This is a genomic window from Micromonospora sp. CNZ299, from assembly GCF_002754415.1.
The window spans coordinates 6,363,016-6,382,718 of sequence record NZ_PEFG01000001.1 but is presented as its reverse complement, the minus strand read 5'-3'; the positions used below and the strand labels follow the sequence as shown (position 1 = coordinate 6,382,718).

Here is a 19,703-nt window from a genome sequence, read left to right as displayed (position 1 = left end):
CCCCGTCACATCCCTTGAAAAAACGGAACCGTGTTCCGTATGTTTTAGCGGAACCCAGTTCCGCATATGCAGCATGCCAGAACGGCAGGCCAATCCCAAGTCACGGAGGAACGACCATGCACGCGATGCCAGAGCCCACGCCAGTCGTCACGGTCCACCCCATCACGCTGCCGACCCCGGATCGCGGTAACGATCTGCACGTACGGGTCTCCGCACCCACGACCGGCCATGAGCTGCCCGTCATCGTCTTCTCGCACGGCTTCGGCTCTGCGGCAACCAACTACGGTCCGCTGGTCGACTTCTGGGCCTCGCACGGTTTCGTCGTCATCCAGCCCACCCACCTCGACTCACGGCGCCTGAACCTTCCGCCCGACGACACCCGCACACCGCGGATCTGGCGAATCCGGGTGGACGACCTGAAGCGCACCCTCGACCAGCTCGACCTGCTGGAGTCGTCCGTTCCCAGCCTCGCTGGACGTCTCGACCGCACCCGAATCGCCGTGGCCGGCCACTCCTGGGGCGCCCAGACGGCGAGCACCCTGCTGGGTGCCCGAGTCCTCGACGCCGACGGGAACCCCGGAGAGGACATGTCCGACCAACGGATCAGGGCAGGCGTCCTCCTGGCCGTGACCGGCCGGGGCGGAGGCGATCTTTCCCCGTTCGCTGCCGAGCACTTTCCCTTCATGAGCCCGAGCTTCGCGGACATGAACACCCCGACCCTCGTCGTCGCGGGCGATCGGGACGAATCCCCGTTGTCGGTCCGTGGGCCGGGCTGGTTCACCGACGCGTACCACCTGAGCCCGGGGAGCAAGAGCCTGCTCACGCTGTTCGGAGCGGAGCACTCGCTCGGCGGCATCTCCGACTACGAGGCCAGGGAGACGACTGACGAGAACCCCGAGAGGGTTGCTCTGATCCAGCGGCTCACGTGGGCCTACCTCCGCGACGCCCTCGGCCTCAAGGACTCCGTCTGGCCGGCACCGGTCGAGAGCACCCTGGGCCGCCTCGAATCCACTCCATGATCGACTGAGTGGTGAGGTGGGGTGAGGCGGTGTGTCGGGGCGCGGGGTGCTGGTGGGGGAGTTAGCGTGATCGACATGGCGGGGCGATACGGCGAGGACGTGTTGGCGGGGGACTGGCGGCGGCGGAAGGTCACCCCCGAGGTGGACGCCGAACCGGATCTCGTGGTCGAGGATGCCGACTCCGGGTTCTGCGGAGCGGTGGTGGGCTTCGAGGCCGGCGCGGTCGTGCTGGAGGACCGGCATGGCCGACGGCGCAACTTCCCGCTGCTGCCCGCGGCGTTCCTGCTCGACGGCCGCCCGGTGACGCTGCGCCGCCCCACCCGCGCGCCGGTGCCGGCGGCCCGTCGACGCACCGCGTCCGGTTCGGTGGCGGTGGACAACGTCCGCGCCCAGGTGGCCAAGGCGAGCCGGATCTGGGTGGAGGGCATCCACGACGCCGCGCTGGTCGAGCGGATCTGGGGCGACGACCTGCGGATCGAGGGTGTCGTCGTGGAGCCGCTGGACGGCATCGACGCCCTCGACGCCGACGTACGCGACTTCGGCCCCGGCCCGACCCGACGACTCGGCGTGCTCGTCGACCACCTCGTGCCGGGCAGCAAGGAGAGCCGGATCGTGGCCCGGGTGAACTCGCCCTACGTGCTGGTGACCGGCCACCCGTACGTGGACGTCTGGCAGGCGGTCAAACCAGCGGCGCTGGGTATCGCGGCGTGGCCGGTCGTGCCGCCGGGGCGGCCGTGGAAGGAGGGGGTCTGCGCGGCCCTCGGCGTGGCCGAGCCAGCGGACATGTGGCGACACATCCTGTCCCGGGTGAACAGCTTCGCCGACGTGGAGACTCCCCTGATCAACGCCATGGAACGCCTCATCGACTTCGTCACCGAAGCCCCCTGAGCCGGCTGACCCGTCCGGCGGGTCAGGGGATCTCGTCGGGGCTGCGCGTGAAGACGAACGTGGCGATGTCGACGGCCACCGCCCGCCCACTGTCGTCGCGCCGCACCGTCAGGATCTCGCCGTTCTCCGGGCCGGAGCGTCCCCGCCAGCGGTCCGTTCCCTCGGCGGTGAACCGGCTCACCCGCTCACCACGGACGTGGGCTACCAGGTCACCCGCGTCCCAGCTCAGGTCCAGCGAGGTGCCCATCCACCACCAGCGGCCGGTCAGCTCTGCCAGCTCGGCCGTGGGCGTGGCGGTGGCCGGCCGCCACCGCTGCGGGAACGCCGGCTCGGCGTCCAGCACTGTGGTCAGCAGCCGGCGGCCGAGCCCGGTGATCGGGAAGCCGTACGAGTTGGCGAAGCCGACCACGGCGGTACGGGTCGGCCGGTGCACCACGAGGGCGGCCACGTACCCGGGCATCGAGCCGCCGTGCCCGACGTACACGCGCTCGCCGTCGCGGTAGAGCTCCAGCCCCAGGCCGTGCCCGCCGGTCCAGGAGTCGAGATCGCTGATCACCACGGGCGCGCACATCTCGGTGAGCGTCCCGGCAGCCAGCACCGACGGGTCGGGGTCGGCGAGGAAGGCGGCCCAGCGGCCCAGGTCCTCGATCGTCGACCAGAGCTGCCCGGCGGGGGCCATCGCGCCGGTGTCGGTGCGGGGCTCCTCGCGCAGCGTGCCGTGCCAGGGGTGTACGACGTAGCCGCGGGCGTACGGCTCGGTGGCCGCGTACGTGGTGCGGCGCATTCCGAGCGGGCCGAGCAGCCGGTCGTTGAGCAGGTCGGCCCAGGGCGTTCCGGTGAGCCGTTCGAGCACCCCGCCGAGCAGCGCGTACGCCAGGTTGGAGTAGTGGTACGCGGTGTGCGGCGGATAGGCGACCTTGTCGGCGGTCAGGCCGGCGAGCAGCGTGGCCAGGTCGGTGCCCGCTGCCCGTTCCCACCATTCGCCCTCGGGTTCGCGTTGCATGCCGCTAGCGTGCCCGAGCAGCTGACGCAGGGTGAGCGAGCCGACAACGGTGCCCGGCAGGTGCTTCTCCAGCTCGTCGTCGACGCTGAGCCGTCCGGCGTCGCGCAGCTGCATGATCAGGGACGCGGTCATCGTCTTGCTGATCGAGCCGACCCGGTACTGCAGGTTGGCGTCCGGGCGGGGCTGCTCGCCTGCGGCGGCCAGGTGGACGAGCGCGCCGTCACGGACCACGCCCAGCACCACTGACGGGGTGAGACCGTCGATCTGCGCCTGGGTGACCTGGGTGTCGATCTGTCGGGCGGTCGCGGGCAGCAGGGTCAAGGGAATCTCTCCTCGATCGGTGGCTCGGACCGGACCCTAGCCGGGGGTGTTTCGGCCGGCCAGTCCATTTCGGCGAGCCTGCTGATCATGAGAGGTGGGCTGTTCGTGCATTCGCGTGTCACGATCAGGGGGTGGACGCGGTGGTGTGGATCGTATTAGGTGTGGTGCTGGCGGTCGCCGAGATCTTCACGACGACGCTCTTTCTCATCATGTTCGGGGCCGGGGCGTTCGCCGCCGCCGGTGCCGCCGCCCTGGGTGCGCCGGTTGCGGTGCAGGCGCTGGTCTTCGCTGTGGTGTCGGCGTTGAGCGTGGTGGTGGTCCGGCCGGTCATCCGGCGGCACAGCCGTTCGGCGCTCGACAGCGGCGAGCAGCCGTTCGGCGTGGAGGCGATCGAGGGCTCCACGGCGCTGGTGCTGGAACGGGTCGACGCTGAGCACGGCCTCGTCAAGATCGACGGCGAGCTGTGGACCGCCCGCTCGTATGACACGACGCAATTTTACGAACCTGGTCAACGGGTTCGAGTGATCAAGGTTCGGGGCGCGACCGCCCTGGTCTGGCAGGACGACGTTTCTTCCGCCGGCGAGCTGCCGGAAGCGAGAGGGTGAACTGAATGACCGTAATCGGGGTGCTGGTGATCGCGGTGGCGCTGATCGCCGTGATAACCCTGGCGAAGGCGGTGCGGATCGTGCCGCAGCAGCGCCAGGACGTGGTGGAACGGCTCGGTAAGTACAAGCGCACGCTCAACCCCGGCCTCAACCTGCTGGTGCCGTTCGTCGACGCGGTGCGCACCAAGGTCGACATGCGCGAGCAGGTGGTCAGCTTCCCGCCGCAGCCGGTGATCACCTCGGACAACCTGGTGGTCTCGATCGACACCGTTCTCTACTTCAAGGTGGTCGACTCGGTCCGGGCGACCTACGAGATCTCCAGCTTCCTCCAGGCCATCGAGCAGCTGACCGTCACCACGCTGCGTAACGTGATCGGCTCGCTGGACCTGGAGCGCGCGTTGACCAGCCGGGACGAGATCAACCGGCACCTCTCCGGGGTGCTGGACGAGACCACCGGCCGCTGGGGCATCAAGGTGACCCGGGTCGAGATCAAGGCGATCGAGCCGCCGGCCAGCATCCGCGACTCCATGGAGAAGCAGATGCGCGCCGAGCGTGACCGTCGCGCGGCGATCCTCACCGCCGAGGGCCACAAGCAGTCGGTGATCCTCACCGCCGAGGGTGACAAGCAGTCGGCGGTGCTGCGGGCCGACGGTGACCGGCAGGCCCAGATTCTGCAGGCCGAGGGTCAGGCGAAGGCGATTCGTACGGTCTTCGACGCGATCCACCAGGCGAACCCGAGCCAGAAGGTGCTCGCCTACCAGTACCTGCAGGCCCTGCCGCAGATCGCCCAGGGCAGCGCCAACAAGGTCTGGATCGTCCCGGCCGAGCTGACCAAGGCCCTGGAGGGCATGGGTGGCGCGCTCGGCGGGCTGAGCCAGATGGTGGGGGACCTGCCCGCACCGGAGGCGGCCGAACACGCGAGCCAGGTCCAGCGCGAGGCCGCGGAGGCGGCGCAGGCCGCTGCGGATGCCGCCCAGCAGATCCACGACGAGGTACGCGTCGCCGAGGCGCAGGCCACCGGCGGCAACAAGCCGCAGGGGCTGCCCGCCCCGGAGCCGGTGTCCCCGGCCAGCCTGACCGAGGACCCAGCCGACCAGCGGGAACGCGGCTGATCACGGCCTTAATACGAAAAAGTCTCATGGGGCGCTCCGACGCCTGCCACGATCGGTCCTAGGACGGGTGGTGACCAGGCAATCGGGGCGCCCCGGCGCGTCTCGCACCGCTCGTGGACGAGCGAGGTGACGCATGAAGGATCCGGCGAATCGGATGTGGTCCTCGGCCCCGGTGCCCGGCGCGCACGACCCGGTCGCCCCGCTGGGCTCCCGGCGCAGCGGAGGCGGGTTCGGCGTACTGCCGTTCGTGGGCGAGCCCAGCCCGGGCGCCCCGGCCACGAACGCCACCTGGGCCTGGTCGATACGTCGGTTCGCGCGGGCCGCGGTGTGGCTGCTGCCCGCGTACGCCATCCTCTACGGCGCGGTGGCGATGGCCAGTGACGGAGGGGTGGGCAACGACCCCTATCCGGCCGACGGCCAGGCGGTGTACCTGATCGGTTGGGTGGCCGCGGTCTGGCTCGGCCTGCTCGCGCTGCTGGCCCTCACCGGTCTGCTGGCCGCGACCCGCAGCCGCCGGGTGGCCGCCGCTGGGCTGCTGGTCAGCATCGCCGGTACCGTGCTGATGCTGCCGTTCGCCGGGCTCGCCGAGCAGACGCCGGTCTTCGGCACCACCGCGCGGTCGCTGGTCCTGCTCGGAGCGACGTTCTACAGCGTCGGCTGGTTCCTCACCGGATGGGCGGTGGCCCGCTCGGGCACCTTCAGCCTCGGCGACGGCGTCATGTTGATCATCGCTGCGCCGCTGCTCGGCCTCGGTGGCGCCCTGATCGGTTCGCTGCAGACGTTCGGCGCGATCTTCGTGCTGATCGCCGGCATCGGCATCGGCTACCGCTCCGGCCGCCTGATGCCCCGTGAAACCGCGAGAGATGCCGCCAGCGCCAGCCTGAGCACCCCAGCCCCGTAAACCCGGGCCGCCCGTTGATCATGAAGTTGTCGCGCTCGGCATCGGCGTGTCGGGGCGATAACTTCATGATCGACGGCTCGGGGCGGTTGGGGGTTGGCTGGTGGGAGGCCGTGAAGTTGCTGACAGTTGGCCTTCGGGGGTGGTCGGTTGGCGGCTTTCGTGGCAATCCTGGGAAACATGGCCGCCCCCCGCTCGCCGCTGTCGCGGCTGTTCACCGTGCTGCTCGCCGGCGTGTTGGCCGGGCTTGTCCTGGCAGTCGCCGCGCTGCCGGGCAACCTGTTGCTCGGGCTCGGCGCCCGCGCCGCGCTCGGCTCGTACGCCGCGTTGCCCGCCTCGCTGAAGACCCCCGCCACGCCGCAGCGTTCGTACCTGTACGCCAACGACGGCAAGACGCTGATCACCACGTTCTACGACGTGAACCGCACCGACGTGCCGTTGTCGGAGATCGCCCCGGTGATGCGGCAGGCGATCGTGGCGGCCGAGGACCGGCGCTTCTACGACCACGGCGGCGCGGACCTGCGCGGCCTCGCCCGGGCACTGGTGGCCAACGTCAAGGGCGGCGGCACCGAGCAGGGCGGCTCGACGCTGACCATGCAGTACGTCCGTAACGTGCTCAAGACCGACCCCACCCGCACCGCCGAGGAGCGCGCCGCCGCCACCGACCCCACCGTCGGGCGCAAGATCCAGGAGATCCGGTACGCGAGTGCGCTGGACAAGAGCCTCGGCAAGGACGAGATCCTCGACCGGTACCTGAACATCGCCTACTTCGGCTCCGGCGCGTACGGGATCGCGGCAGCCAGCCAGCGTTACTTCGGCAAACCGCCGGCGCAGTTGACACTCGCCGAGTCGGCCCTGCTCGCCGGCCTGGTGCAGTCCCCGGACGCGTACAGCCCGATCAGCGGCGACAAGGACGCGGCGCTGGCCCGCCGGTCGTACGTGCTGGACTCGATGGTCGCCACCAACGCGATCACCGCCGCGCAGGCCGCCCAGGCCAAGGCCGAGCCGCTGACCCTGCACCCCACCGCCCAGCCCAACGGCTGCACGGCGGTCTCCCAGGGCCACGACGACTGGGGCTACTTCTGCGACTACCTGCGGCAGTGGTGGCTGACCCAGCCGGCGTTCGGCGCCACCGTCGCCGAGCGCGAGCAGGCCCTGCGGTCGGGGGGCTACACCGTGGTCACCTCGCTGGACCCGAAGATCCAGGCCACTGCGCAGCAGCAGGCCACCAAGGTTTACGGATACGACAACAAGCGCGCCCTGCCGATCGCGGCGGTCCAGCCGGGCACCGGGCAGGTGCTGGCCATGGCGGTCAACCGGCACTACAGCCTGGCCGACAACCCTGCCGGGCAGGCGAACCACCCGAACACCGTCAACCCGTTGATCTCCGGCGGGGCCAGCGTCGACGGGTACCAGGCGGGCTCGACATTCAAGCTGTTCACCATGCTCGCCGCGCTGGAGTCGGGCCGTACCCTCTCCACCGGCTTCGACGCGCCCGCCAAGCTGCCCACCCGGTACGCGGCCGAGGGGCCGGGCAGCTGTGAGGGCCGCTGGTGCCCGGCGAACGCCAACCCGGACTGGATGGACGGGTACCGGATGATGTGGGACGGCTTCGGCCGCTCGGTGAACACGTACTTCGTGTGGTTGGCCGAGCAGGTCGGCCAGGACAAGGTGGTCGAGATGGCGCAGCGCCTCGGCATCACCTTCCGGGCCGACACGGACGCAGCCTTCGCCAAGGACAACGCCGCGAACTGGGGGTCGTTCACCCTCGGCGTCGCCGCCACCACCCCGCTGGACCTGGCCAACGCGTACGCCACGGTGGCCGCCGAGGGCACCTACTGCACACCGGTGCCGGTGGTCTCGGTGACCGACGCGGACGGTGCGAAGGTGCCGGTCGGTCAGCCGTCCTGCAAGCGGGTCATCGACGTCGACGTCGCCCGTGCCGCGACCGATGCCGCTCGCTGCCCGGTGGGCCAGCAGTCGGCGTTCGGGCAGTGCAACGGCGGCACCGCGACCGGTGTGAACGACATCCTCGACGGCCGGCCGGTGGCCGGTAAGACGGGCAGCTCGGAGCAGAACTCGACCGAGACGTTCGTCGGTTTCACCCCGCAGGTCGCGGTGGCCGGCATCGCCGCCAACCCGGACGACCCGGCCGACTCGGTGGGCTCGGCGGTGCAGAGCAAGGTGATCGACGCGGTCGCCCGGGTCATCGCCACCGCCGTGAAGGGTCAGCCGGAGAAGGCGTTCGCCGCACCCAGCCGCGAGTTGGCCGGCGACGCGCGCCGCCCCGTGCAGCGTCCCGTGGTCCCGGAGCGTCAGCAGCAGCCGACCCAGGACCCCCGCTCGGCCCTGCAACGCTGGCTCGATCGTCGCGGCTGACGGTCTCAGCGCTCGCGGCGGCGGGGGCGGTAGCTGGCGAGGGTGGCCGGTAGGCCGCGTCGGACGATCCCGGCCCAGTCGGTGTCGCCGCGCAGCACCGCCGCCGCGGTCTTGCGGGCCTGCTCGGCGGTGAAGTGCGGCGGGAGCATCAGCTCGGCCGGGTCGACCAGGGCGTTGATGACCACCGGCCGGTCGGCGGACAGCGCCCGGTCCCAGACGCCGGGGATCTGCTCCGGCGAGTCGATCAGCTCGCCGCGCAGCCCGAGGACCTCCGCCCACTGGTGGTAGGCGATGTCCGGCAACTGCTGACTGTCCGGGAACATCGGCGTCCCCTCGCTGGAGCGCTGTTCCCAGCTGACGAACGCCAGGTCCCGGTTGTTGAGCACCAGCACCACGAACCGTGGGTCGGCCCAGCTCCGCCAGTACTTGGCCACGGTGATCAGCTCGTTGACGCCGTTCATCTGCATGGCGCCGTCGCCGATCAGCGCGACGAGCGGCCGGTCCGGGTGGGCGAACTTGGCGCTCAGCGAGTACGGCATGGCGCCGCCCATGGACAGCAGCGTTCCGGACAGGCTGGCCAGCATCCCGGGGCGGACCTGGATGTGTCGGGCGTACCAGGCGGTGGTGGTGCCGCAGTCGACGGCGAGCATCACGTCGTCGGGCAGGCGTTCATTGAGGGTGTGGAAGAGCAACTGCGGGTTGACCGGGTCGGCGGTCTGCTCGGCCAGGTCGCGTTGCACCCGCCGCCACGCCGAGGTGTTGTCGGCGATCTCCGCCCGCCAGGCGGTCGGCCCGGGGCCGGGGCCCAGCTCGTCCAGCAGGGCCCGCACTGTGGGGCGGGCGTCGCCGGTCAGGTTCACCTCGGTCGGGTACCGCAACCCGAGCTGGGTGCCGTCCAGGTCGATCTGCACCGCGCGGGCCTGCCCGGGCGGCGGGTAGAACTCCGAGTACGGCATGTTGCTGCCCACGATCAGCAGCCGGTCGCAGCCGGTCATCAACTGCCAGCTCGGTCGGGTGCCGAGCAGCCCGATCGCTCCGGTCACCCACGGCTCGCGGTGGTCGACGGCGGTGAAGCCGAGCAGTGCCGTGGCCACACCGGCCCCGAGTCGGTTGGCGATCTCGCGGACCTCGTCGCGCGCGCCCAGAGCGCCCTGCCCGACCAGCATGGCCACCCGCTGCCCGCCGCGCAGCACCTCGGCCGCCCGGCGCACGTCCGCCGCCGGAGGCACGGTCGGCGTGCTGCTCGGCGCGTTGCTGGTCTGGTAGTAGCCGTGCGCGTGCGGCGGGTCCGGGACAGCCGGCTCGTCCTGGAGGTCCAGGGGGAGGATCAGGGCGGTGACGGTACGCCGGGCCAACGCCGTACGACATGCCCTGTCGACCAGGTGGCGCACCTGCGCGGGGTGGTCGAGCTGGGCCAGGAACGCCGCCGCCACGTCCTTGTAGAGGGCGAGCAGGTCCACTTCCTGGTAGTAGCCGCCGCCCTCGGCGGTGGTCGCGGTGTGCCCGACCAGGGCGACCACCGGTTGGTGGTCGAGCTTGGCGTCGTACAGGCCGTTGAGCAGGTGGATGGCGCCCGGCCCGCTGGTGACTAGGGCGCACCCCAGCGGTCCGCCGCCGTACTTGACGTGGGCGGAGGCGGCGAAACCGGCGGTCTCCTCGTGCCGTACCTGGATGAACTGGGCCCGCTCGTTGGTGCGTTGCAGCGCGGAGGTCATGCCGTTGATGCCGTCACCGGGATAGCCGAAGTAGCGGTGCACACCCCAGCTGGCCAGCCGGGACACGATGTGGTCCGCGACGGTCGGGCGCCGGGGCAGGGCACCGGCCTCGCCCGGGGCGGTGTGGTCTGCGCTCACCTGGCTGATCCTTCCCGTCCGGTCCGATGCTCCGCCGGTCATTTCTCTTCTTCTCCGGACAAACCACCCCGCCGGGCGGGCGTCGGAGGGCGGGGCTCGCCGTCCGGCAGAATCGTCGGGTGCCCGTCCACCAGATCACCGACCCCGACGACGACCGGATCGCCGACTACCGCGCGCTCACCGACGTCGAACTGCGCACCCGCTGGGAGCCGCCGCACGGCCTGTTCATCGCCGAGGGGGAGCTGGTGCTGCGCCGGGCGCTGCGCGCGGGCTACCCGGCCCGGTCGTACCTGGTCGACGCCAAGCGGGTCGACCAACTCGCCGACCTGGACACCGGCGACGCGCCGGTGTACGCCGCGACGCAGGACGTGCTGCAACGGGCCACCGGGTTCCACGTACACCGGGGGGTGCTGGCGTCGTTCCACCGCCGGCCGCTGCCGACGGCGGCCGAGGTGCTCGCCGCCGCGCGCCGGGTCCTGATCCTGGAGGACATCAACAACCACACCAACCTCGGGGCGATCTTCCGGGGAGCCGCCGCGCTCGGCATCGACGCGGTGCTGCTGTCGCCGTCCTGCGCCGATCCGCTCTACCGCCGCAGCGTGCGGGTGAGCATGGGCGAGGTCTTCGCGATGCCGTACGCGAAGCTCGATCCCTGGCCCATGGGACTGGATCAGGTGCGGGACGCGGGCTTCACGGTGCTCGCCATGACGCCGGCCCCGGACGCCGTACCCATCCAGCGGTTGACCCCGGCGCAGCGGGAGCGGGCGGCGCTGCTGCTCGGAGCCGAGGGTCCCGGCCTCACTGCGGCGGCCCAGTCGGCCAGCGACGTGCGGGTGGTCATCCCGATGCGGCGCGGGGTGGACTCGCTCAACGTGGCAGCCGCCGCGGCCGTGGCGTTCTGGGAGCTGGGCCGCGACGACCCACCCTTCGGCGGCGCGTAATCCGCTTCTATTTGCATGGCCATGCGTCTTGACGCATAATCTTCCCTGTGTCCAAGGTTCTCACCTCCCTGCCCACCGGCGAACGTGTCGGCATCGCCTTCTCCGGCGGCCTCGACACCTCGGTCGCGGTCGCGTGGATGCGCGACAAGGGCGCGATCCCCTGCGCCTACACCGCCGACATCGGCCAGTACGACGAGCCCGACATCGGCTCGGTGCCCGGTCGTGCGCTCAGCTACGGCGCCGAGGTCGGCCGACTCGTCGACTGCCGCGCCGCCCTGGTCGAGGAGGGCCTGGCCGCGCTGACCTGCGGCGCCTTCCACATCCGCTCGGGCGGGCGGGCGTACTTCAACACCACGCCGCTCGGCCGGGCCGTGACCGGGACCCTGCTGGTGCGGGCGATGATCTCCGACGACGTCCAGATCTGGGGCGACGGCTCGACGTTCAAGGGCAACGACATCGAGCGCTTCTACCGGTACGGCCTGCTGGCCAACCCGCAGTTGCGCATCTACAAGCCGTGGCTCGACACCGCCTTCGTCACCGAGTTGGGTGGGCGTAAGGAGATGTCGGAGTGGCTGCTCGAACGCGACCTGCCGTACCGGGACAGCACCGAGAAGGCCTACTCCACCGACGCCAACATCTGGGGCGCCACGCACGAGGCGAAGACCCTCGAACACCTCGACACCGGCATCGAGACGGTCAACCCGATCATGGGCGTCCGGTTCTGGGACCCGTCGGTGGAGATCCCGACCGAGGACGTCACCATCGGCTTCGACCAGGGCCGCCCGGTGACGATCAACGGCAAGGAGTTCGGCAGCCCGGTCGACCTGGTGCTGGAGGCCAACGCCATCGGCGGCCGGCACGGCCTGGGCATGTCCGACCAGATTGAGAACCGGATCATCGAGGCCAAGAGCCGGGGCATCTACGAGGCACCCGGCATGGCGCTGCTCTTTGCCGCGTACGAGCGGCTGGTCAACGCCATCCACAACGAGGACACCCTGGCGAACTACCACAACGAGGGCCGCCGCCTCGGCCGACTGATGTACGAGGGCCGCTGGCTGGACCCGCAGGCGCTGATGCTGCGCGAGTCGTTGCAGCGCTGGGTCGGCACGGCGGTCACCGGCGAGGTGACGTTGCGGCTGCGCCGGGGCGAGGACTACTCGATCCTGGACACCACCGGCCCCGCGTTCAGCTACCACCCGGACAAGCTGTCGATGGAGCGTACCGAGGACTCGGCGTTCGGCCCGTCGGACCGGATCGGCCAGCTCACCATGCGCAACCTGGACATCGCCGACTCGCGGGCGAAGCTGGAGCAGTACGCCTCCCTCGGCATGGTCGGCGGTGGGGCCCCGCAGCGGATGATCGGCGCCGCGCAGGCAGCCTCCACCGGGCTGATCGGTGCCATGCCGGAGGGCGGCGCGGAAGCCATCGCCTCCCGGGGCGTCGCCTCCCCCGAGGACGAGGCGCTCGACCGCGCCGCGATGGAGTTCGGCGTCGACTGAGCCCGCTGACCGGCTTCAGCGGCTGAGCCCGCTGACCGGCTTCAGCGGCTGAGCCCGCTGACCGGCTTCAGCGGCTGAGCCGCGGACCGGCCTCGGCTGCGGCGGGTCGAGATCCGGCGTCACGGACGGTAGCGTGTCGGCCGTGTTCCCTACCGTCCGTGAGGTCCTGGCCCTGGACCCCGTCCGCCACTTCGCGCCGCGCGTGGTGGCCGGAGACGCAGGGCTGGACCGACCCGTCCGCTGGGTGCACGTCGCCGAGGTGCCGGACATCGCCACGCTGCTCGGTGGTGGTGAGCTGGTGCTCACCACCGGCATCGGCCTGCCCGGGGACGACGCGGGGCTGCGCGCGTTCATCGGCGACCTCGCCGACGTCGGAGTCTCCGGGCTCGTCGTCGAGCTGGGCCGTCGCTACGTCAGCGGGGTTCCCCGGGTGATGGTCGCCGCCGCCGAGCGGCGAGGGCTGCCCCTGGTGGAGCTGCGCCGGGCCACCCCGTTCGTGCGGATCACCGAGGCGGTGCACGCGCTGATCGTCGACGCGCAGCTCACCGAGTTGCGCGCCACCGAGGAGATCCACCAGCGCTTCAACGACCTGTCCGTCGAGGGCGCGGACGCCGCCGAGGTCATCCGGCAGGCCGCCGAGCTGTCCGGTTGCCCCGTGGTCCTGGAGAACCTGTCCCGGCAGGTGCTCGGGTACGACCCGGCGGGCGAGAGCGCCGAACTGCTGCTGGACAGTTGGGAGCAGCATTCCCGGCGGATCCGGCCGACCGGGCGCACCGCGTACGACCCGGACAACGGCTGGCTGGTCACGGCCGTCGGCGCGCGGGGGCAGGACTGGGGTCGCCTGCTGCTGCGCTGGCCGGCCAGCGGCGACGTTCCCGGCGCCCGGTCCAGCGAGCCGGCCGTCGGCCCGCCCACCCGACTCACCATCCTGATCGAGCGGGCCGCGTCCACCCTCGCGCTGGGCCGGCTGATCCGCCGCGACGCCGAAGGGCTGGAACGGCAGATCCACCGCACCCTGCTCACCGCGCTGCTCGACCACTCCCGGCCGGTGGACGAGGTCGCGCTGCGGGCCAAGGCGCTCGGTGTGGTGCTCGACCGCCGGCACCTGGTCGGCGTGATGGTCCGCCACCGGGTCGAGGACCCGGTGGGGGAGAGCGGCCCGGAGGCGGGTCAGGCCCGGCTGCGGGACCTGTCCGAGGCCGTCGGCCAGGCACTGCGGGAGGCGAAACTGACCGCGCTGACCAGCGCGGTCGACGACAACTCGGTGGGCGTGCTGCTGGCTTTGACCGACCCGGCCACCGAGGACCGCGCGCTGTCCGCGTTCGCCGGCGCACTCCGTCGGGTACGCCTCGACTCCGCCGCCAGCCGGGCGACCTCCGGTGGCGACGTGCCCCGGTCGACGGCCGGCACCGAATCGTCAGGTGCGCCGTTCGCTGTCGATGTGCACCGCGGTGCTGGTCCGGGTGCCGTGATCGTGGCCGCCGGGTCCGGGGTGGGGAGCCTGCGCGAGGCCCGACGGTCGTTGGTCGAGGCGCGGCAGATCGCCGAGGCGGCCCGGCAGGACCGGCGGGACCTGCCGATCTTCCGCCTGCCGCACGTCGGGCTGGCCGGGCTGCTGCACCTGCTCCGCGACGAGCCCCGGTTGCAGACCTTCGTGGAACGTGAACTCGGCGCCCTGCTGGAATACGACGCCCGCCACCCCCGGGAGCAGTTGCTCGACACCCTGCGCGCGTACCTGGAGCAGGGCCGCAACAAGACCGCGGGCGCAGCCGCCGCCCACCTGTCCCGGCCGGCGTTCTACGAGCGCCTGGCCCGCATCGCCCGCATCCTCGACGTCGACCTGGATTCGGTGGAGGCCAGCCTGTCCCTACACGTGGCCCTACTGGCCCTGGAAGCAGTCCGAACCCCCTGACCAGCCATGTTGATCAAGAGATTCGCGTCAGAAATCCCAGTCCTGCTGACGCAAACTTCTTGATCACCGGGGCGGGGCGGGGTGAAGCGGGGCGAGGGGGTGGGGTTAGGGGAGGGGGATCAGGGTTTTTGCGTAGGTTGGGGGGATGTGGTTGGGGCCACCGGGGGTGAAGACGTCCGAGTGGGCCACCGCCGACCAGGCTGTCGCCGGTACGGCGTCGACCAGGGCTCGGATCACCGGGGCGTCGCGCCACTGGTCCTGCTCGGCGAGCAGGCCGAGAGCCACCACCGACTCCTCGACCTCGCCCACGCACTCGAACGGCTTGTGCCCGTCCACACCCAGCAGCTCGCGGTAGCCGGGGATCTGCTCCGGGTCGGCCAGCAGGTCGCCGCCGAAGATGTGGGTGACCCGCTCGCGGGACATGAACGGTGCCATGGCGAGGAAGACGAACCGGCACTTCGGGCAGTTACGGCACCAGCGCTCGCTCGCGTCGTGCAGCTTGAACGCGGCGTTGCAGCTGGTCACCACGGCGTCGTACCGGGTGATCTCGGCGAACAGCCGGGCGATGTGCAGCTCCGACAGTGAGCGCAGCAGCGAGAAGTACGGTTCGGTCAGGCCGGCGTGCTCGGCCAGCGCCGCCCGCAGCAGCCCCTCCGCCTCGACGCCCTTGGACCACTGGTGGTTGATCTCGTGGCCGTCCCAGACCAGGTTCGGGTCGGACGCCGAGCGCTCGTTGGACATCACGACCGGGCCCAGCCCGTGCAGCACCGCGGTGGCGACCGCGATCAGCGAGTTGATGGCGGTGACCGGGATGTGCCCGTTCAGCGCGCCGGCCCCGTTCAGGTCGAAGAGCACCGGGTCGAGCCGCCGTCGGGCGGCCAGCGGGGTCAGCCCGGAGGCCTCGTTCACCGCGACGATCACGTGGTTCGGGTTGACCGAGAACGGCACCGGGTCCAGCTCGGCGCGGCGTAGCGCCTCCAGGCTGACGATCGAGTCCTTGCCGCCACCCACCGCCGAGAGGGGACGACGGTCGGAGTCGTCGTACACGCGCGGGGGCTCCGGTGAGCCGGCCGGCACCTCCGGGCGCAGCTGGAGCACGTGCGGCAGCTGGTTGCGGTACGCGTACTCCGCGAGGCCCTTGGTGTAGACGGCCGTGACGTAGTCGACGGTGGCCGCGCCCAGCGGCGCCGGCAGCACGAGTCGGGGCGGCGCGGCGGCCTTGTAGTAACTGACGCCGGCGACGAGGTGCAGCACCTCCAGCACCCGACCGAGGGTCGCCACCGTCTCGTCCGAGGGTGGCTCGGCCGGCAGCGGGAGAGTGATCACCTCGGTGAATCGCTGCTCGCCGGTTGGGCCGGTCAGGGCGTAGTCGAACAACACCTCGCCGGTGGCGAAGTCGATCGAGTAGGACGGAAAGGTGAAGGCGTCCATCCGCCGGAGCTGCTCGTTGGGCACACGCCATACTAGGCCCTGGTTCGTCCGGCCGTGTCCGGACCGGGCCCGCCCTGCCGCCGCCGCGACCCCCGAGGAGAGCCCTGTGCGCCTGTCTGACCTGCGCGGACGTACCGTCGCCGTCTGGGGCACCGGTCGGGAGGGCCGGGCCGCTGTGACCGCCATCGCGGCGCACGGCCCGGCCGAGCTGGTCGCCGTCGACGACAGCGCGAACTTCCTGTCGCTGCCCTGGGACGGCCCCCTGGCCGAGGCGGCGCCGCTGGTCACCGGTGAAGCGGGCTTTGAACGGCTGGCCGCCGCCGACGTGGTGGTCCGCTCCCCGGGCGTGCCCCAGACCCACCCGTGGCTGGTCGAGCTGCGCCGACGCGGGGTCATGGTCACCCAGGGCACCGCGCTGTGGATGGCCGACCACGCCGCGCGCACCGTCGGGGTCACCGGCAGCAAGGGCAAGAGCACCACCTCCAGCCTGATCAGCCACCTGCTCACCGCGATGGGCCGGCCGAACGTCTTCGGCGGCAACATCGGGGTGCCGACCCTGGACCTGCCGGACGCGGAGCTGTACGTGCTGGAGCTGTCCAGCTACCAGTGCAGCGATCTCACCGACTCGCCCCGGGTGGCGGTGGTCACCGCGCTCTTCCCCGAGCACCTGGACGCGCACGGTGGTGAGCGGGAGTACTACCGCGACAAGCTCAATCTGCTGGCCCACAACCCGCAGACGATCGTGGTCAACGGCGGCGACCCCCGGCTCGCCGCCGAGCTGGGTGAGCTGCCGGCGGTCCGGGCCGGTCACCCCGAGACCACCCACGTCGCCCCCGGCCTCGACGGCATGCCCTGGTTCCATCTCGGGGACCAGGCGCTGTTCCCGCGCGCCGTACTGCCGCTGGTCGGACGGCACAACGAGGGCAACCTCTGCGTCGCTCTCGCCGTGCTCGACGCGCTCGGCATGGACGTGGTGGCCGGCAAGGACCACCTCGCCGTCGCGGTCGCGGAGTTCCAGGGGCTGGCCCACCGGCTCACCGAGATCACCGACCCGTCCGGGCTGACCTTCGTCGATGACACCCTTGCCACCAGCCCGTACGCGGCGATGCACGCGATCGACGCGTACGACGGACGGCCGCTGACGGTGATCGTCGGGGGCACCGACCGGGGTCTGGACTATACGCCGCTGGCCGAGCACCTGGCCGAGCGGGAGCTGACGGTGATCGGCATCCCGGACAGCGGCACCCGGATCGTCGAGGCGCTCGCCGGCCTGCCCAAGGTGCGTACCGAACTGGTCGACGACCTGGTGGACGCGGTCCGGCTGTCCCGCGAGGTGACCCCGGCAGGCGGGGTCGTGCTGCTGTCCCCGGCGGCGCCGAGCTACGGCCGGTTCCGCAACTTCGAGCACCGCTCCGAGGTTTTCGCGCAGGCGGTCGCCGACACCGCCCGCTGAGTCAGCCCCGGTCGGCGGGGGTCGGGTCCGGCGTCTGCATGCCGGGCAGCAGCACGGTGTCGGCGTCGTTGTCGGGCTCCCTCGGCTCCGGTGCCTCGGGCTCCGCCGCGACGACCGGCGGGCGATTCTTGTCCGGGGTCCAGGCGAATGCGAGCGCTCCGCCGAGCAGGGCCAGCAGCATCCCGATCACGAAGCCGCCCAGGTTCGAGGTCAACCAGGAGACCAGCCCGAGCACGAGCGTGACAAGTGAGTAGAAGACCCTCTGCTGCGGGTTGGCGATCAGCAGCACCCCGCAGAGCACCAGGACGGTGGGCACCAGGTACGCGGCGAGCCCCTGGGGCCCGACGTGCAGCAGCACCCCGAGCGGCGCGCGCAGGGTCACCAGCATCTCCGCGCCGCCAAGGGCGATCAGCACCGCGGCGGTGAAGGGACGGCCCCGCCGCCAGCGGCGCCACCGCCCGCGGGATCCGCGGGCGGCCGGCGCAGCCTGGTGTCGTTTTGCGCTCACGTCAGCACCCGTCTTGGGTGAACGCCATGCGCAGGTTGGGCAGGTTGAAGACGGCGGCCGTGGTGGCGTAGTTGTTCTGCCGCAGGTTCTCGATGACGATCGAGTCCGCCTGCTGGGAGAAGACGCCGGGGTTGCCCTTCACGCCGGGCACCTTGTCCAGGGTGCTGGCATCCTGGCCGATGTCGATGTTGTTGAAGGAGGCGTTGCCAGCGATCTCGTCACCGTCGACCACCAGGGTCCGGGCGCTGACCGGTTTGTCGCCGCTGCCGGCAGTGATCTTCAGGAAGACGCCGCCCAGGTTGATGCTCTGGCAGAGGTTGGTCAGCTCCGCCTTGTCGATCGCCGAGACCATCACCAGGACCTGCCCGCCGGTGTCGCCCTGGTTGGGGCTGTCCGGGATCATCTGGTCGAGGGTGGCGAACTGCTCGAACCCGGTGCCGGTGAGCTTGTCGGCGGTGACGGTGAACGGCATGCCCGAGATGGCGAACTGCGCGGCCAGCACGCCCTGGGCGGTGAGCACGATCATGCCGGCGGCGCCCGCCGCGACGGTGCCGAACGCGGCGGCGAACCGGCGCCAGCGCACACCGCTGCGCGGCGGACCGGGTTCGATGTGTGCGGTCTCCTCCGACATGGGGCTCTCCTTAGAGATCATTCATTGGCGACAATGGGAATTGCGACCCGGGATGCTGCGTATCGAGGCGCAGAGCCGAAGTTACCGCCGAGTAAAGGGCGGGTCAACAGCGTGTAGCGGCAGCCGGTTACGCGGTATCTGTGAAATGCGTCTAAAGTGAAAAACCGCTGCGGTTTCCGACCGTGTGATCAGGGCTGGAGGGTCGGCACGCAGGGCGCGGCCGTGCTCGGGCCGTCGTCCGGGCGTATTGGTCGGGTCGCCCGAGCCGCACCTTCGGTGCCAAGAAACGGCGCGATGGAGGCGTAGGTGAGCACCGGCAACAACTGCGGCAGTTCATTCGCCCGACCCTGCGCCACGCGGCCGCGGATGGTGGCGTAGACACCGCCGACCACTGTGGACACCAGCGCGTCGCGGTCCACGCCGGTGACCGCCGGTCCCGGGCCGGCGTCGGCGAAGAACCGGCGGAAGCTGCCGAGCAGCGCGTCCCGTTCCCGGCGGGCGTCCGGGCCGGCGGCGTCCACCTCGACGAGCGCCATCCGGGCGAACGCGGGCACGCTCGCCAGCACCTCCAGCAGGGTGCGCAGTGCGCCGCGGGCGGCGTCCGGCCAGGCCGGGCCCGCCTCGTGGTAGGCGCTGTCCATCAGCTGTGACACCACGGCGATGCCGTGTCGGTACGCGGCGAGGAAGGCGTCCTCCTTGCCGGTGAAGAGAGCGTAGAAGGCGGGCCGCGTCACCCCGGCGGCGTGGCAGATGTCGCTGACCCGAGCGTTGTCGTAGCCCTTCGTCGCCACCTCGTGCACGAGCCCGTCGAAGAGGCGGTCGCGCTGGGTCGCGGCCACCGCCTCGGCGGAGACCCGGCGCGGGCCGCGCTTGATCGCGCGGTCGGGGTCGCGGCCGGGACGCGCGCCCGGGAGGGGCACCGACGCCGGATGCGGGTGGCTCTGCGTGGTCAACTCATTGACCCCCTTTGATGCGTTGACTTTACGACCCTCCGGGGTTTATAACTTTCTCCACGCTCAGTTGTTGTCCCGTCACCTATGGTGATCTCCCCGAATGATCGCCCTGACTCGTCGAAGGAGGGCTCGATGGCTGTCATTATCGCCGAACACGAGCGCCCTCCCAAGGCCGAAAAGGCGCAGGTGAAGCGATTCCGTCGCAGTGCGCCACGCTGGCCCGCCACCTGAACGGCGGCACCTCCACCACCGTCGGCCGGCCCTGACCGCCGCCCGGCCTCCGCCACCACCGCCGGC

16 protein-coding genes are annotated in these 19,703 nt (G+C 71.2%); 10 read left to right on the top strand and 6 right to left on the bottom strand.

All coding sequences use genetic code 11. The features are described 5' to 3' along the window. Window positions 1-116: 116 nt before the first annotated feature. Together CLT68_RS28760 and CLT68_RS28755 are read left to right on the top strand one after the other, a co-directional pair. Window positions 117-1,019, top strand: a complete 903-nt coding sequence (locus CLT68_RS28760; RefSeq protein WP_099855678.1) for an alpha/beta fold hydrolase — start codon at window positions 117-119, stop codon at window positions 1,017-1,019. Between the two features lie 75 nt (window positions 1,020-1,094). Then, the gene (locus CLT68_RS28755) at window positions 1,095-1,907 is read left to right on the top strand and encodes a DUF3097 domain-containing protein (RefSeq protein ID WP_099857766.1); all 813 of its coding nucleotides are present in this window, start codon (window positions 1,095-1,097) and stop codon (window positions 1,905-1,907) included. 22 nt (window positions 1,908-1,929) lie between these two features. Here CLT68_RS28755 and CLT68_RS28750 read toward each other — a convergent pair whose 3' ends face one another. Continuing rightward, window positions 1,930-3,231, bottom strand: a complete 1,302-nt coding sequence (locus tag CLT68_RS28750; RefSeq protein WP_099855676.1) for a serine hydrolase domain-containing protein — start codon at window positions 3,229-3,231, stop codon at window positions 1,930-1,932. A gap of 131 nt (window positions 3,232-3,362) precedes the next feature. On the opposite strand from CLT68_RS28750, the gene CLT68_RS28745 reads away from it, so the two are divergent. From CLT68_RS28745 to CLT68_RS28730, 4 genes are all read left to right on the top strand, one after another. After that, window positions 3,363-3,836, top strand: a complete 474-nt coding sequence (locus CLT68_RS28745) for an NfeD family protein (RefSeq protein ID WP_088949171.1) — start codon at window positions 3,363-3,365, stop codon at window positions 3,834-3,836. Between the two features lie 5 nt (window positions 3,837-3,841). After that, entirely contained in the window at window positions 3,842-4,948 is a 1,107-nt protein-coding gene (locus CLT68_RS28740; RefSeq protein ID WP_099855674.1) for an SPFH domain-containing protein, read from the top strand. Window positions 4,949-5,081: 133 nt separating this feature from the next. After that, the gene (locus CLT68_RS28735; protein ID WP_099855672.1) at window positions 5,082-5,849 is read left to right on the top strand and encodes a hypothetical protein; all 768 of its coding nucleotides are present in this window, start codon (window positions 5,082-5,084) and stop codon (window positions 5,847-5,849) included. A 177-nt stretch (window positions 5,850-6,026) separates the two neighbouring features. Continuing rightward, window positions 6,027-8,225, top strand: a complete 2,199-nt coding sequence (locus tag CLT68_RS28730) for a transglycosylase domain-containing protein (protein WP_486482368.1) — start codon at window positions 6,027-6,029, stop codon at window positions 8,223-8,225. Between the two features lie 5 nt (window positions 8,226-8,230). On the opposite strand, the gene CLT68_RS28725 is transcribed toward CLT68_RS28730, so the two are convergent. Continuing rightward, complete coding sequence (locus tag CLT68_RS28725; RefSeq protein WP_099855668.1) at window positions 8,231-10,078, bottom strand: thiamine pyrophosphate-requiring protein; 1,848 nt, start codon at window positions 10,076-10,078, stop codon at window positions 8,231-8,233. 26 nt (window positions 10,079-10,104) lie between these two features. Here CLT68_RS28725 and CLT68_RS28720 point away from each other — a divergent pair, with 26 nt between their 5' ends. From CLT68_RS28720 to CLT68_RS28710, 3 genes are all read left to right on the top strand, one after another. Beyond that, window positions 10,105-11,019, top strand: a complete 915-nt coding sequence (locus CLT68_RS28720) for a TrmH family RNA methyltransferase (RefSeq protein ID WP_486482367.1) — start codon at window positions 10,105-10,107, stop codon at window positions 11,017-11,019. 47 nt (window positions 11,020-11,066) lie between these two features. Beyond that, window positions 11,067-12,518, top strand: a complete 1,452-nt coding sequence (gene argG, locus CLT68_RS28715; RefSeq protein WP_099855664.1) for an argininosuccinate synthase — start codon at window positions 11,067-11,069, stop codon at window positions 12,516-12,518. A 142-nt stretch (window positions 12,519-12,660) separates the two neighbouring features. Next, window positions 12,661-14,430, top strand: a complete 1,770-nt coding sequence (locus tag CLT68_RS28710) for a PucR family transcriptional regulator (RefSeq protein ID WP_486482366.1) — start codon at window positions 12,661-12,663, stop codon at window positions 14,428-14,430. Window positions 14,431-14,535: 105 nt separating this feature from the next. Here the strand turns inward: CLT68_RS28710 and CLT68_RS28705 are convergent, their stop codons facing one another. Further along, window positions 14,536-15,885 (bottom strand): MurL-like N-terminal domain-containing, encoded by a 1,350-nt coding sequence (locus CLT68_RS28705; RefSeq protein ID WP_099855661.1) that lies wholly within the window; start codon window positions 15,883-15,885, stop codon window positions 14,536-14,538. An 82-nt stretch (window positions 15,886-15,967) separates the two neighbouring features. Here CLT68_RS28705 and murD point away from each other — a divergent pair, with 82 nt between their 5' ends. Then, complete coding sequence (gene murD, locus CLT68_RS28700; protein WP_099855659.1) at window positions 15,968-17,314, top strand: UDP-N-acetylmuramoyl-L-alanine--D-glutamate ligase; 1,347 nt, start codon at window positions 15,968-15,970, stop codon at window positions 17,312-17,314. Between the two features lies 1 nt (window position 17,315). Here murD and CLT68_RS28695 read toward each other — a convergent pair whose 3' ends face one another. The 3 genes from CLT68_RS28695 to CLT68_RS28685 form a co-directional block, all read right to left on the bottom strand. Further along, window positions 17,316-17,822, bottom strand: coding sequence for a DUF6114 domain-containing protein (locus CLT68_RS28695; protein WP_099855657.1), 507 nt, complete (start codon window positions 17,820-17,822; stop codon window positions 17,316-17,318). A 1-nt stretch (window position 17,823) separates the two neighbouring features. Continuing rightward, window positions 17,824-18,453, bottom strand: a complete 630-nt coding sequence (locus tag CLT68_RS28690) for a DUF6230 family protein (RefSeq protein ID WP_099855655.1) — start codon at window positions 18,451-18,453, stop codon at window positions 17,824-17,826. A gap of 188 nt (window positions 18,454-18,641) precedes the next feature. After that, a complete protein-coding gene (locus CLT68_RS28685) occupies window positions 18,642-19,406 on the bottom strand; it encodes a TetR/AcrR family transcriptional regulator (protein ID WP_099855653.1) in 765 nt (254 codons plus the stop codon). Between the last annotated feature and the right edge of the window lie 297 nt (window positions 19,407-19,703).